This window comes from Alteripontixanthobacter muriae, from assembly GCF_013336795.1.
GTDB classification, from domain to species: Bacteria; Pseudomonadota; Alphaproteobacteria; order Sphingomonadales; family Sphingomonadaceae; genus Pseudopontixanthobacter; species Pseudopontixanthobacter muriae.
Map to the genome: position 1 here is coordinate 464,669 of NZ_JAAFZT010000035.1, position 13,560 is coordinate 478,228.

Consider the following 13,560-nt stretch of genomic DNA (forward strand, 5'->3'; position numbering starts at 1 on the left):
AAATGGGGCTGCGAGATCAGAGAAGCCTAGAGGGGCGACGTCTAAGAGCTAGGCTCTCTACCCCTCATTGAACGGGCAATCGCTATAACGCCAAGTGCAGTCGCCGCTGCAAGGATGTCTGCGGCCAGATCACGCCATTCGGCTGAGCGGTTCAAGGCGGGGATCACTTGGATCATCTCGATAAGTGCTCCGAAGAAGCTCAGTCCGAGAAGTATGACCGGCAAGCTAACCCGCGGGTATGCAATCGCTGCTAGCAGCGCCAAGACACAAAAGGCGGCCATGTGCTGGAGCTTGTCGCTTGGATTGCCGGGGAGGGCAACGGGCTGTTTCATGCTCGCCATCACGAGCGCGAACGCGACGGCGCTCCAGAAGAGAAAGACGGGAAAACGATGCATGCCGAGCGCCCTGCAGCAGATATTTTTTGCGAATCTATCGCTTGTGGAGGCGGACGCCGGGCGAGGAGACCGGATCGCCGATGAACTGGATTCCGGCTTCTTCAAGAGCAGCTTTGACGCGCTCGAGGGTGCCGCTGCGATAGGGGGGGATGCCCTCAACCGCTTCAAAGCGTTGGATGGTTGCCCAACCTACATCTGCCATGGCTCCTAGCTGCTCAGCAGAAAGATCCAGCAGAGCTCTAGCGGAACGAATTTGGCCTCCGGAAATCAGTTGACCTTTTATCGACATAAGATATATGATATATCACAATGCATGTTGAAAGCTCCTCCTTTAGCAAGCAGCAAGCTTCTCTTGATCGCTTATTTGCCCGCTGCGAAGGAGCATACTCTGAAAACACGCTGCGGGGCTACCGCAATGCGCTGAAGCAGTTTCAGGGATGGTGCAAGGAGCGTGGTCTAGAGTGGCTTCCGGCTGAGCCTCACACGATTGCGAACTTCCTCGACATTGAGGTCAAGACCAAGTCTATCAGCACCATCAGACATCGCGTGGATGCCATCAGCTTCGCGCATAGGATGGCAGATCTTCCCTCACCTGCCGAACATAGCGAGGTACGCCTAGCACTGCGCCGCGCGCGAAGAGCCAAGCCGAGGCGCCCCAAGCAGGCGCTTGGACTTACCGCTGAGCTTCTGAACAAGATCGTGGCAGCATGCCCAGACACGCTTGGCGGCCGGCGGCATGCTGCGCTGATTAGCGTCGGCTATGACACCCTATGCCGAAGCTGCGAACTGGTAGCTGTTCGTGCTGAGCATCTCAGCGACGATTTCTCGCACATCTATATCCTCCGCTCGAAAGCCGATCCTTTTGGAGATGGACGGGTTGCATATCTCTCTAGTGCCAACATTCAGCGCGTCCAGACTTGGCTTGATGCTTCCGGAATTGTTCATGGCCCGCTGTTCCGAGGGTTACACCTTGGCACGGTTTCGCACCAAATGCTCGGGACCTCATCTATTCGGCGCCTTATTAAAAGAGCTGCCGCGCGGGCCAAGCTCAGTGATGAATCCGTTCAGGCCTTGTCCGGTCACTCGATGAGGGTGGGCGCTGCACAGGACATGATGGTGGCAGGAGTAGACACGATCGGTATCATGCATGCAGGCGGCTGGAAGAGCCAAGCGGTTCTCGCTCGCTATGTCGAAAATGCCTCAGCGGAACAGTTACATCACAAAAGATGGCAGCATCTATCTTCTGTTTTTCTCTGAGCCGCATTCTGCCGGGCGTCAGGTCTGCAGGCTCTGGATTGTTCGCAATCCCACGATGCTGCTGTGCACCACTTTTGCATCCGCTTCAGCTTGGCTTGGCGGTGCACTTGCGGGGAAGGGGATAACAACCCCGGTCAGCTGGACCCGGGCCATTCGCACGAGGCGCGCGACAGCACCGATTATCTTGAGCGGCCTACCGCTTCGCTGCTTGAGGCCGGACTGCGCTCAAGTAGCGGAAGCGAAGCTGGCCGGAGGCCTACCGGTAGCGCGAACAAAGACTCGCGGGGAAGGGCGCGAAATGCCAACTGGCCTACTGAGTTCTCAGCCGTTGAAGGCCACGGTGCGCGCCTTGATTGCGTCTGCCGCTGCATCCTCGCGCATCAGCGCGTCGAAATAGGCGATCGTGCGCTCGAGCCCTTCGCGCAGTTGCACCGCCGGCTCCCACCCCAGCTTCTCGCGCGCCAGATCAATGTTGGGCTTACGCTGCTTGGGATCGTCCTGCGGCAGAGGAAAGTTCTGCAACGTGGACTTGGAGCCCGTCAGTTCGATCACCGCTTCAGCCAATTCGCGAATGGTGAACTCGTTGGGATTGCCGATATTGACCGGGCCCGTCACATCGGGGCCGGTGTCCATCAGGCGCAGGAAGCCTTCAACAAGGTCATCGACATAGCAGAAGGAGCGGGTCTGCTGGCCATCACCGTAAATGGTGATCGGCTCGCCCTTCAGCGCCTGAATAATGAAATTGGACACCACGCGCCCATCGGCTGGATGCATGCGCGGCCCGTAGGTATTGAAGATGCGCGCGACCTTGACCTCGATGCTGTGCTGGCGGTGATAGTCAAAGAACAAGGTTTCCGCGCACCGCTTGCCTTCATCGTAGCAAGAGCGAGGGCCGATCGGGTTGACGTTGCCCCAATAGCTTTCTTCCTGCGGATGCACGGCGGGATCGCCGTAGACTTCCGAGGTCGAGGCCTGGAAGATCTTGACCCCGAGGCGCTTCGCCAGCCCGAGCATGTTGATCGCGCCGATGACGCTGGTCTTGGTCGTTTGCACCGGGTCGTGCTGGTAATGGATCGGGCTTGCCGGGCAGGCGAGATTATAGATCTCGTCGACCTCGACATAGAGCGGGAAGCAGACATCGTGGCGCATGAATTCGAAGCGGGGATGGCCGCTTAAATGATCCACGTTGCGCTTGTCGCCCGTGAAAAGATTATCGACACATAGCACCTCGTCCCCGCGCGCGATCAGGCGGTCTATGAGGTGCGACCCGAGGAAGCCGGCTCCGCCGGTCACCAACACGCGCTTCCTTTTGCTGAAATCTCTCATGCTCATCTCCCCCTGTTCCTCGATGCGGCGCAAGCCGCGGGCGATTATCCGCAAGGCTGTTCGCCGTCCGCCTCAGCTCGCAAATTTGTATTCTATGACGGCTACCGCACTCGCTGCCAAGCGAGGGCAGCGAGATCAAGATTTTTACAGGTACAAGCCTCCCATAGGAAAGCCTGCTGTCGCTTGCCGCCGCTCAGGCTGCCAGCAAGCGCCCGCGCGGCAGCGTCACCCGGATTTCACCTGAGAGCAGCTCCATCAACACGGTCACCCGCCGCCGAGCGTCCACGCTCAGCAACGTCCCGCAGAGCTTGTCAAAGGCGCCGCCGATGACCCGCACGCGGTCGCCTTGCTGCAGGTCGGCGGCAAAGGAAAGTTCAGCATCATCGCCGAGCCTGGATAGCTGTTCAATGAACCCATCCGCAAGCGGGGCAGGGCGGCTGCCGAAGGCGACGAGGCGGCGTATGCCGATGGTGCCATCAACCGAGCGCCAGCGCTCCTGCTCGCAGTCCAAAGAGACAAAGACATAGCCTGGAAACAAGGGCTCGAGTGCATTCTGCACGCGGCCGCCCACGCGACGCGGGCGGCGCACGAAAGGGCACTGCGCTGTGAAAGACTGTCTGCCGAGATGAGTCAGCGCCAGCCGCTCCTTGCGCGGCTGCGTCTGCGCCGCATACCAATGCCTCATCGGAAATAAGCCTTCCCGCCAAGCACTAAGGTGCGGTGCGATCCCATGCCGGCCTCATAGGGAGAAGGCATTTTGATGTCGATGAGAAAAGCTCAAAAAAATGGGGGTTCACCGAGCTTCGGGACGAGCGATCTGTTCCATTTCCTTTTTTGAGGAGGACGCGCGCCGTAGCACCCTCCGCGGCGCAGAGGCGTTCGCATCCGGCAAGCTCTGCAAGGAGCAATAATTCTTCCCCCGGCCGCTGCTGTTTACCGGAGTGGCCATCCTTCCGCTGCGCAAGGGACCTGTTCAGGTAATTGGCCAAGGCCGGGTTCCCAAGAACACTCTTCCATTTCCACCCCTGAGGACCTCATTGCATGCGTTCCAATTATCTCTTCACGTCCGAAAGCGTGTCCGAACGACATCCCGCCGATCTACTGGGAACGCCGCTTATGGCCAGTTCGGCGGTGCATCCAAGGGGGCGCTTCCCCTTGAACGCACCGGTTTGGCCGGCGAATGGACAGCAGCCGCGAAAGGCTAGCGTCACCTTTGCCGGCAATTGAAAGGCCCGCTGATCAGCGGGCCTTCTCATCTCTGTCCGAGTGAAAGCGAGCAGACGCGAATTCTTCTCAGCAAGGGGGGCGAGTGCTACTCTCGCCCGACGCTGTAATAGGTAAAGCCGGCTTCGCGCATCGCCTGCGGCGAATAGATATTGCGCAGGTCGACCATGATCGGCGACCGGACCAGATCCTTTACCCGTTTAAGGTCCAGTGCGCGGAACGCATCCCACTCCGTCACCAGGACAATGGCGTCGGCTCCCTCGATTGCGGAGTAGGAATTGCTGGCCATGTCGACCCACGGCATCAGGGCGCGCGCCAGTTCCATCCCTTCGGGATCGTATGCTGCTACTTCCACCCCAGCATCATTCAACGTCTGCGCCACGGCGATTGCGGGTGAATCGCGCATGTCGTCCGTGTTGGGTTTGAAAGTCAGACCCAGCAGCGCGACTTTCTTGCCGCGCGCAGCGTCCTCGCCGCCCAGCGCGTCGACGACCTTGCGGCCCATCGCCCGTTTGCGGCTCTCGTTCACTTGCACCACCGCCTCGACGATGCGTGACGGGCTGCCTGCATCCTCCGCCGTTTTCAGCAGCGCCAGCGTGTCCTTGGGGAAACAGGATCCACCATAACCCGGGCCGGCATGCAGGAACTTCGGCCCGATCCGGCCATCCGTACCGATGCCGCGCGAGACATCCTGCACATCCGCGCCGACCTTCTCGCAAAGATCGGCCATTTCATTGATGAAGGTGATCTTGGTCGCAAGGAATGCGTTTGCCGCATATTTGATCAGTTCCGCACTGCGGCGGCTGGTGAACAGGATCGGGGATTCATTGAGGAACAAAGGACGGTAGATCTCGCGCATGACTTCGCGCCCGAACTCGTCATCGGTTCCGATCACGATCCGGTCGGGCCTCTTGAAATCCTCGATGGCCGCGCCCTCGCGCAGAAATTCCGGGTTGGAAACGACGGCGACCCGGTGGCCCCTCTCGCTCGAGGCGCCGCTTTCAGCGATAATTCTTTCCACCGCGTCGCCAGTGCCCACGGGAACGGTGGATTTGGTGACCACGACCGTATCGTTGGTGAGATTGGCGCCGATCTCCTCGGCAACACCGTGAACGTAAGACAGATCGGCATGGCCATCGCCCCCGCGGCTGGGTGTACCGACCGCGATGAAAACGGCGTCCGCACCTTCGATACCTTCGGCAAGGCTGGTGGTGAATGACAGCCGGCCCGCATTGACATTGGCTGCGACCAGCGCGGCGAGGCCGGGTTCGTAGATGGGCATCACGCCCTGATGCAGGCGATCGATCTTCGTCTGGTCCTTGTCGATGCAGACGACTTCATGTCCGAAATCTGCGAAACATGCCCCCGAGACCAGGCCAACATAGCCCGATCCTACCATCACGATCTTCATCAACGAGAACTCCTGTTGCAAATGCCAATGCGCTCGGCTGGACCGAGCTGCATCTGAAAAATTGCTAGTGATTATATATGAGTGGCCGTGCCAGATTTTTCGTGATCAGCAAATCTATTTGGCGCCAAAGCCGGAGAGAACAACGCGCACCGTTCTGAGCGCGATAAAGATATCAAGCCAGTAAGATAGGTTCTTGATATAATAGAAGTCGTATTGGAGGTTGGCATCTACATCGGCGATTGAAGAGACGTGGCCCTGGTTGACCCGGGCCCAGCCGGTAATCCCGGGCCTCACGATATGGCGATAACGGTAGAAGGGGATCTCATCTTCGTACCAGGCAGAGAGACTGACGGCTTCTGGGCGAGGGCCTATCCAACTCATGTCGCCTTTGAAGATGTTCCAGATCTGAGGGAGTTCATCGAGACGCGTCTTGCGCAAGAAACGTCCGACCCTGGTTATCCTCTCATCATGGGACGGGGTGAGGCTCGCGTCCCGATCCTTTCCGTCCTCCATGACGGACCTGGTGCGGAACTTCACCACCATGAACGCTTCACCGCGGAAGCCTATGCGCAGCTGCCGGAAAAACGTGGGGCCGCGGCTGTCCCAGCGCACGAGGACCCCGACAAGGACAAGTAGAGGCAGAGCAAAGGGGAGGGCTAGAGCGCCAAAGCTGTTCTCGGAGAGGTGCTGTATTTGAACCTTGCCGGTGGTTGATTCCCCAACTTTCTTGTAATGGAAGACCGCTCGGCCGGAGATCGCTGCCTGGGCTAAGGATCTATCCCACTCAAGCTCGTGATCGAAGTGCAGGTTGGCTGTATAGACCCCGCTGAACTTCTGGGGGGGCAGGTGTGTGCACGCGAAGGGTCATGATGTTCTCTAAAGCTTAAATCCTGCTTGGCAGATCATGTGCATGAAAATATTCTTCGAGCGAAATATGCCGCTATTATCATAGGTTACTTGAGATGATGCCTGGAGTGGCTATTCCGGGCTGATGGAGAAGGTCACAAAACGGGCGCAGCGGAGGCTAACGTCTCTGCGGGTGCAAATCCGTCGCGGAAACGACTGGATGGATCTTCTAATCTCAAATTTATCCGCAACGGGGTTTATGGCAAAGAGCCGCGACGTGCCGAAGGTGGGTTCCTCTGTAGAGATTCGTCACCGGAGCCTTTTCATAAGAGGTGAGGTGGTTTGGGCAACTGCATCACGGTTCGGTGTGCGGAGCTTTGCGGCAATCGACGTTGACCGCCTCCTCGCAAGGGCGGACCTTGGAGCCGGCAGGATTGTTGCAGAGGAAATTAGGCACGCTCCCAAGAAAGGACGTTGGCCGCTCTGGCGGGATTGAAATGCCGCTCTCCTGCTGTTTTCGATTGATCCTTCACGGGATGTAGCTGGTTCAGCGTCGCTTCCGACGAAAACCTCTAGAGCCGCAGCACCTTCTACCCCAATTTGCCATGCTCAGGATCCTTACTTTTCTGACGCCAAAGGTCCTCGCATCCAATTGTTCTCAACTTGGCACAGCTAGCTCGGACCACTTGATAGTCCTTTTGGATTTGTCATCACTGCGGCTCGGACCGGAGAAGTATATGTCAGCAGGAGGGCAGGTGATGAACCAGCATGACCAGAACAAATCCGAGATAGAGCAGCGACGCGCTTCACGATTCACGCTGGACCAGGACATAAACGTTCGCGCCAAGGGCTCTCGCCAGATGTGGGCTACGCTCACATCGCTATCGAGGTTCGGCTGCAGGGTGGCTGGCGCGAGCCTTTCGAGATCAGATGATCTTGTCTGGGTCAGGATAAGCGGGCTGGAGAGCCAGGCAGCAGAGTTGCGCTGGTCCGAGGATGGCGAAGCTGGTTTGGAATTCCGTTATCCGTTGCATGTTGCAGTGGCAGATCATTACCGAGTGCCGGACGTAACGTGCGAGCCTGGGTATCAGCTTGCAAGCCGCTCGACTAACGGCTTCGGAAGAAAGCTATTCTGCTAGAGCGCGGGAGTGCCTACTTAGCTTCTCTCAACCAATCCGATCGTGTTTGTATCACGCTACTTGTCATCAGCTGCCAGACGTCGATGAGGCCAGAAGAATGGCATAGGGCAGGTTCTGGTAATTTCCTCGAGCGCATCCATTTCGGCGTCTGCCGGAGACGATTGATTTTGTGATACACACTGCGGCGCCTTGGCGGGGCAGCCGATTTTCGCAGGCGGCGCGTAAGCGAAACTTAACCACGCCACGGTATCGTGGGGCCATGGAGTTGAGAAGATTCCCCCTTGAGAGCGTTTCGCTCACCTGTGAGCCTGGACCGTGCAGGGCCGAAAGGATCTCGTACTCTCGCGATTTTGAGACAATGGTCCCGGCCCGCCCCTGCGGAACGCTTGGCAGCATTGTCATACGGCGAAACAGCCAGGAGCCGATCTGCTCCAGCTGCAAGTATTGGGAGAAAGTCTCGGATGGTGCTGACTGTGAAATCGGCATGTGTCGCAAGTTCTGTCTTGCTCCCAGCTTCGATGCCTGGCCGATCACGGAGGCTCGTGACGGATGTTCCGCGTGGGCAGGCGGGAATGGGAGCGAACCATCCCTCAAGGAGGAACGACTCCTCTCTTCACGCGCCCGGCAAAGCTCGGAAGTTCTTGATCCGGCAACGGCGCGGGCTGATTTGAATTAATCGCCAGTCGGCCCCGCGTCCTGTTATGGCGCAGATCCAGCCTGCATTTCTCGATGAATGCACGGCAGCTGCCAGTGCTGTAATGCTGCCGCCTCAGTTTGAACGCGTCCTGCAGAATCGAGTTCTAGAGGGGGAGCATCGAAACTCTGGCGCCAACATCTGAGCAGCCGGCACGGCAACGGTGCTCAGCTAATGCAAGCAGGATCCAATCGGGCGTCGTTCACCAGGAAACGAGCTCCAACTTCAAAGCTCAAGAGTTGAAAAGCCGTTTTTTTCTGTGGCCGGCCATAAGGATGCCGGCGGTGCCCCAAGAAATCCTCTAGGCATTCAGATGCTCTCGCGTGTAGGGGCTCCTGGTGCAACTCTTTTCGCTGTGCGCCCGGTGGGAGGGGCGAGGCCGGAATCGCGCTAGCCGAAGTTCGCCGATGAAGAAGATCGGAGAGCCCTTCATCATCAGGTTGCGCTCGGTGCAACGCAGAAACACAGCAGTTCCGCCCGCATCGCTTTGCACTGTAAAGCGCTTTATCTGCCTTATCGATCCAATCGGTTCCGCTACAATCTTCAGCGTCTAGCACTGCCATTCCAAAGCTTGCAGTGACGCGGATTCCACCGCCCAGGGGAATGACCTGCTCTTCGATGGACCGGCGGATTTTCTCGATAGCTGCTCGGCCACCTGCCTCATCTGTTCCTGAAAGGAGGATACCAAACTCCTCCCCTCCAAGACGGCCGATTACATCGTTTTCTCGTAACTGCTCGGCGCAAGTGCGAGCAACGGCTGTCAGAACCGCGTCACCCGCAGGATGCCCGAACCTGTCATTTATCGATTTGAAATGGTCCAGATCCATCAATGCCAAAGCGCTGGGCTGATCGCTGCGCCGGAACCGCTCAGTCTCTTTCTCGATCTGGTTGAAGAAAGCACGCCGGCTGAGAGCACCCGTCAGATGATCCTGTTCGGCAATCTGCAGCAGTTCAAGCTCATGAACAACAAGGGAGGCAAAGCTGCTCAGGATGCTCAGTTCCGTCTCGCTGAAGTTCCTCGGAGCCGTGTCTATCACGCACAAAGTACCGAGGTTATGACCCTCAGAGGTTCGCAGAGGAGCGCCCGCATAGCTTCGGATGTGAGGCGCCCCTGCGACTAGCGCATGAGTGCTAAACCGCTCATCTTCAAGCGCATCGAAGATCACGAGAGGCCGTTCGCCTCCGAGGGGAAAGCCAAAAGAGGCCAGGCTCGGCGAGTCTATAGAGTCCGAGCCCTGTATGGACGTAAACCATCGGCAACCGCGATCAATCAGGGATACGGCTGCGATTGGCACCTTCAGAACACTGCGTACGAGGGAAGTGATCTTGTCGAAGGCTTCTGCCGGCGAAGTATCTAGCACATTGTACCTTTGCAAATTCGAGAGGGGCGCGCGCTCGTTCAGCAGCAGGTTCTGGTCTGTCAAAGGTCTCTCCTATGCTTCTCGCCAAACTTGTCACCGAGCCTCAGCAGCCTTGTCACCGAGCCTCAGCAGCTTGTCCGGGATGGGCGCGGATATTCGGACGAGCTCATGTCATCTCCCCAGGTTCGACCAGACATCGGAAAGCAGGGCTTCGCGGCAAAAGCGACCCTATAAAAATGAGAAGAAACCAAGGAAATTAATGGGTTAAGCGGCTCGGTAAACAGACGCTCAGGAAAGTTGAGGGTTCCGCACGTTGCAAATTTCTTACGTTTGGCTAGCTTTGCTGCAGACCTAGGCTGCGCCGTGAGCTTCAGCAGGACGGTGATCTCTGTCTGCAGTCCGGTGCTCTCAGGCGTCTCTGGTTCGCAGCTATCCTCTGCCGATTGCGTAAACAAGGTTCCTGTCTCCCCGAACCAGGTGTTTGGGCATGCGGATTGCTCGGGTGACGATCGATGACAGCTTGTTGAGTGGTGCTCTAGGAGCCCTCGTGAGATGTCATGGCCGCGTACGGGTTTCCGGTGCCTTGGATCTAGCGGGGATTATAAGAGGGGCCTCGCAAATGAGGGTGTGGAGAGACCGGCTTGGATACAAGGGGTCTCCGGACTCTCCGGGTATCTACGCGCATTTGGCCTTTGTGTTCCGCTATTTGCGGCTAGTTTCACTGATAAGTGCTGCCGCAGTCCTCACCTGCTGAACAGCAGCCGTCTTCGGCCTGGTCGATGGCGTTGGATGTATCGACTGGGCATCTGGCCAACTGCGATCAACGATGTAAAAGGGCTCCGTGAGGCGGCAGGCTTCGAAAAAGACTACCTGCACGTCGGATCGCGGCAAGTTGTGGCCACTTGGGAGGACTGCCGCGTGTCCGCTGACCACCGATAAATTGATATTCTGAACGATGGGTAAGCGCGCCTACAGGCGGCTGGAGTCAGAAGCGGTCTTCCAGCAAATGCCGCCGTGTCGGCCGTACATGATAGCTGGTCTCTCTGTCAGCTTCGCGCCCCGCGAAGTGAAAAGTTGTCATTTTAAGGAACCAACTAAACAGGCGAACTGTATGGTTAACGACGGGTCAGTCGCAGGTAGAACCAACTTCGCCTGCATCAGCGAAGGAAACCTCAATGCCATCACCGAAAGCCCTTATCACTCGTGGAGCGGGTGGAATCGCTGCGCTATTGCTCGCTGGCACTGCAATGCCTGCCTCTGCCGCAATCTTCGTCGTAAACTTCGATGAGTTGAACAATAGCGGCGTCCAAGGCTCAGCCACGCTCGATTACAACGAAGAAGCTGGCACGCTGCAAGTTCTCGTAAATGCGACTGGTCTGGCCGAGGGTGCGCACCTCGGACATATTCATGGACGGTTTGATGGCGAAGGTAATGCGATAGACTCTGTCACTCCTCCGCCTTCTGCGGACGATGACGGCGACGGATTTGTCGAACTGGGGGAAGGTGCTCAGTTCTATGGACCGATCATCCTGCCCTTAAGAGACATTGGCACCGTCGGAGCGGATGGAATTCTCAACTATTCCCAAACCTTCGACCTGTCGAACATGAGCATATTCGCTGACGGTTTTTCATCCGAGGACCTGTTTCCCTTAACCTTCCGCGAGATCGTTCTTCACGGCGGCAATGTACCTGCAACCGCAGGTACTGGAACCGGCGGCATCATCGACGGAACACAAGGTACATATTCACTCGCCCTTCCAGTCGCATCCGGTGAGATCACCGCTGCCGTACCAGAACCCACTACTTGGGCGATGATGCTGCTCGGCTTCGGCTTCATTGGCGGCGCAATGCGTTCCGCTAAGCGCCGGCAGAAGGTAACCGTCTCCTACGCTTGAAGGCGAGTCACGCGTAGTAAGCAGCGCCGCTGCCACCATGGGATACATTGGGCTGCGCTGCGAATGCTGGCTGCCGCTTTAGGCTGACAAGGATCGCGCGCATGCGGCATAGGTTACAGCTCCGCTGTCGCCCATGCCGATGGCGACCCTAGCACAAGCATTCCCATTTCGAGAGCCCAGGTCTCGGTTGGTCTCGTGACAGTATTACAGAGTTACTCGGAGCTACTCTGAAGGCCGCGGGCGTGGCCTTCGGCATCTGGCGATGAGAGAAAGGGTGTGGGATCGACGGGTGTATTCGCAATCCGGACTTCGTAGTGCAGGTGCGGTCCAGTTGAGCGGCCGGTTGATCCAACAAAGCCAATCACATCTCCCTTCTTCACGCGCCGTCCCTTTACGGCGCCTAAGACGGACAGATGCGCATACCGTGTTTCCATGTAGCCGCCGTGATCGATCTCAACGAGCAGCCCATAGTTTCCCGCCCATTCAGCACGGCTGATGGTTCCGGCTGCCGTCGCAGTGACGGGGGTCCCAGACGCCGCTGCCAGGTCGATACCGTGGTGCTGACTCCATGTCCCGAGGATGGGATGCATGCGGACGCCATAGTTGCTGCTGAGGCGAACGCCCGAGATTGGGGTTCCGGATGGAGTTGAAATTTGGGCGCTGCTGAGCTCCGGTGCTGGAGTATTCTCTGTGTCCACCGACACCGGTTCAGCGTTTAGAGCCTGCTGAGCAGCTGAGATCTTTTGTGCCAAGTCATCCGCTTCCAGTGAGCCAGCCTTTTGATCTGCTGCAAGAGGGCCAGAAACAGGTAGCGGTGAGGAAGCCACCGGCTGAGCCCATGCGGAGCCGGGGCTCTGCACCAAGGCGAAGCCTGCAAAGATCGTTATCAACCGCTGCAGCGGGTTCGTTCTGCTAAGCTTTGCGCTACTCACGCGGGCTAGACTCGTCGGCAGGAGACATGTTCCCGGGCAAGGGAGCCAGTTTGGGTGGAAGGCCCGTCTGTGGTGGAGCTCCCATCTGGAGCGGCTCTGGCACGCGCGGTGCAATGGCAGTTCCGATCGGCTGTATCTGCAAGGCGACCAATTCTGGCCTAGATGTTCTCAGGGGAAGTGCGGGCATGACCTTGATTTGAGCAGTGAGCGGCGTGTCATGCAGCACCCCAATTGCCTGCTCCAAGCTTCTCGGGCTTGGTGAAATAATTAGCGATGCCTGTCCTTGGTCTGACGCTTGGGGTGAAGCGGGCAGGTTTCGAGGTCGAGCAGGGGCAAGCGCGGCGCTCTGTGCTTCTCGCCGCGCGAGATCACCGCCTCCGAGGGGCGTTCCTAGCCGCGGCGGACTGCCCACATTCGGCGCGGCGCCAGTACGAGGCGGCTCCCGAGCCTGCGGTAATGGCTCAGCAACAAGAGGATCTTCATCGGAGGAGAGCCGAGTGTCCGCAGCTACTGGCGTCTGTTGCCCAGCCGCAGCTATGCCATTCGGCTTCGCAATGGCGCTCACCGCGGCGAAACCCAGCACTAGGGAAGCCAACGCTGCTCGCGCGATTGTTGAATCTCTCCTGCTCACAGCGCCTAGTAACATGATCCCTGGGATCTCGCAGCCAATTTCATGATCGAGCTTTCGGCTGGCGCTTGCCCCGGAAGATCAAGGTGCCACAATACAGACTAGCGTTCACCCTAGCTTCTTTCCCTTCGAATTTTTGGGGTCTCGCTCAAGGATCTCTCGTTAGTAAGATATCAGGTTTGCTGAAATTAGATCTGCTCATGTCCTGCCGCAGGGTATCCAACCAGTGTGAGCCGCCTTGTCTGGCGCTGGTTTGAGCGGTTTTAAGCGTGCGCTTAGGAGTGGTTGATGAGTCAGGTGACGGTATTCTCGGGGCCGGAGCGGCGGCGGCGTTGGAGAGAGGACGAGCGGCTTCAGATCCTGGCCGAGGCGTTTTCGCCGGGAGCCGGGGTTACCGAGGTATGCCGGCGCCATGATATGTCATCGGGGCTGATCTATACCTGGCGGCACAG

The 13,560-nt window shown here is 58.0% G+C and carries 12 protein-coding genes and 1 pseudogene; 6 read left to right on the top strand and 7 right to left on the bottom strand.

The window, feature by feature from the left end; genetic code table 11:
- Positions 1-41 precede the first annotated feature (41 nt).
- Positions 42-332 (bottom strand): VanZ family protein, encoded by a 291-nt coding sequence (locus G7A66_RS12190; protein WP_174295895.1) that lies wholly within the window; start codon positions 330-332, stop codon positions 42-44.
- On the opposite strand from G7A66_RS12190, the gene G7A66_RS12195 reads away from it, so the two are divergent.
- On the top strand, positions 331-606 hold the full coding sequence (locus G7A66_RS12195; RefSeq protein WP_174295896.1) for a hypothetical protein: 276 nt from the start codon (positions 331-333) through the stop codon (positions 604-606). The genes G7A66_RS12190 and G7A66_RS12195 overlap by 2 nt on opposite strands.
- 98 nt (positions 607-704) lie before the next feature.
- Positions 705-1,652: a tyrosine-type recombinase/integrase gene (locus G7A66_RS12200; protein WP_174295897.1), complete on the top strand. Its 948-nt coding sequence runs from the start codon at positions 705-707 to the stop codon at positions 1,650-1,652.
- A 321-nt stretch (positions 1,653-1,973) separates the two neighbouring features.
- Here G7A66_RS12200 and G7A66_RS12205 read toward each other — a convergent pair whose 3' ends face one another.
- From G7A66_RS12205 to G7A66_RS12220, 4 genes are all read right to left on the bottom strand, one after another.
- Positions 1,974-2,978, bottom strand: a complete 1,005-nt coding sequence (locus tag G7A66_RS12205; RefSeq protein WP_174295898.1) for a UDP-glucuronic acid decarboxylase family protein — start codon at positions 2,976-2,978, stop codon at positions 1,974-1,976.
- Between the two features lie 193 nt (positions 2,979-3,171).
- Positions 3,172-3,663 carry a transcription termination/antitermination protein NusG gene (gene nusG / locus G7A66_RS12210; RefSeq protein ID WP_174295899.1) on the bottom strand — a complete coding sequence of 164 codons (492 nt, stop codon included), beginning with the start codon at positions 3,661-3,663 and terminating at the stop codon, positions 3,172-3,174.
- Positions 3,664-4,290: 627 nt separating this feature from the next.
- Positions 4,291-5,613 (bottom strand): UDP-glucose dehydrogenase family protein, encoded by a 1,323-nt coding sequence (locus tag G7A66_RS12215; protein WP_174295900.1) that lies wholly within the window; start codon positions 5,611-5,613, stop codon positions 4,291-4,293.
- A 114-nt stretch (positions 5,614-5,727) separates the two neighbouring features.
- The gene (locus tag G7A66_RS12220; RefSeq protein WP_174296052.1) at positions 5,728-6,459 is read right to left on the bottom strand and encodes a sugar transferase; all 732 of its coding nucleotides are present in this window, start codon (positions 6,457-6,459) and stop codon (positions 5,728-5,730) included.
- Between the two features lie 145 nt (positions 6,460-6,604).
- Between G7A66_RS12220 and G7A66_RS14670 the strand changes: the two genes are divergently transcribed.
- Together G7A66_RS14670 and G7A66_RS12230 are read left to right on the top strand one after the other, a co-directional pair.
- On the top strand, positions 6,605-6,955 hold the full coding sequence (locus tag G7A66_RS14670; protein WP_174295901.1) for a PilZ domain-containing protein: 351 nt from the start codon (positions 6,605-6,607) through the stop codon (positions 6,953-6,955).
- 262 nt (positions 6,956-7,217) lie between these two features.
- Positions 7,218-7,598, top strand: coding sequence for a hypothetical protein (locus G7A66_RS12230; RefSeq protein ID WP_174295902.1), 381 nt, complete (start codon positions 7,218-7,220; stop codon positions 7,596-7,598).
- An 861-nt stretch (positions 7,599-8,459) separates the two neighbouring features.
- On the opposite strand, the gene G7A66_RS12235 is transcribed toward G7A66_RS12230, so the two are convergent.
- Entirely contained in the window at positions 8,460-9,716 is a 1,257-nt protein-coding gene (locus G7A66_RS12235) for a sensor domain-containing diguanylate cyclase (RefSeq protein WP_174295903.1), read from the bottom strand.
- Positions 9,717-10,900: 1,184 nt separating this feature from the next.
- On the opposite strand from G7A66_RS12235, the gene G7A66_RS14305 reads away from it, so the two are divergent.
- On the top strand, positions 10,901-11,548 hold the full coding sequence (locus G7A66_RS14305) for a PEPxxWA-CTERM sorting domain-containing protein (protein WP_232366840.1): 648 nt from the start codon (positions 10,901-10,903) through the stop codon (positions 11,546-11,548).
- A gap of 212 nt (positions 11,549-11,760) precedes the next feature.
- On the opposite strand, the gene G7A66_RS14310 is transcribed toward G7A66_RS14305, so the two are convergent.
- Entirely contained in the window at positions 11,761-12,438 is a 678-nt protein-coding gene (locus tag G7A66_RS14310) for a M23 family metallopeptidase (RefSeq protein ID WP_232366841.1), read from the bottom strand.
- A 958-nt stretch (positions 12,439-13,396) separates the two neighbouring features.
- On the opposite strand from G7A66_RS14310, the pseudogene G7A66_RS14675 reads away from it, so the two are divergent.
- Positions 13,397-13,501, top strand: a pseudogene (locus G7A66_RS14675) (IS66-like element accessory protein TnpA); the annotation flags it as partial.
- Between the last annotated feature and the right edge of the window lie 59 nt (positions 13,502-13,560).

Coding starts and splice junctions, on each gene's coding strand:
- G7A66_RS12215 (WP_174295900.1), bottom strand. CDS start 5,613: ATGAAGATCGTGATGGTAGGATCGGGCTATGTTGGCCTGGTCTCGGGG.
- nusG (WP_174295899.1), bottom strand. CDS start 3,663: ATGAGGCATTGGTATGCGGCGCAGACGCAGCCGCGCAAGGAGCGGCTG.
- G7A66_RS14305 (WP_232366840.1), top strand. CDS start 10,901: ATGCCTGCCTCTGCCGCAATCTTCGTCGTAAACTTCGATGAGTTGAAC.
- G7A66_RS12230 (WP_174295902.1), top strand. CDS start 7,218: ATGAACCAGCATGACCAGAACAAATCCGAGATAGAGCAGCGACGCGCT.
- G7A66_RS12190 (WP_174295895.1), bottom strand. CDS start 332: ATGAAACAGCCCGTTGCCCTCCCCGGCAATCCAAGCGACAAGCTCCAG.
- G7A66_RS14670 (WP_174295901.1), top strand. CDS start 6,605: ATGGAGAAGGTCACAAAACGGGCGCAGCGGAGGCTAACGTCTCTGCGG.
- G7A66_RS12200 (WP_174295897.1), top strand. CDS start 705: ATGCATGTTGAAAGCTCCTCCTTTAGCAAGCAGCAAGCTTCTCTTGAT.
- G7A66_RS12205 (WP_174295898.1), bottom strand. CDS start 2,978: ATGAGAGATTTCAGCAAAAGGAAGCGCGTGTTGGTGACCGGCGGAGCC.
- G7A66_RS12195 (WP_174295896.1), top strand. CDS start 331: ATGCTCGCCATCACGAGCGCGAACGCGACGGCGCTCCAGAAGAGAAAG.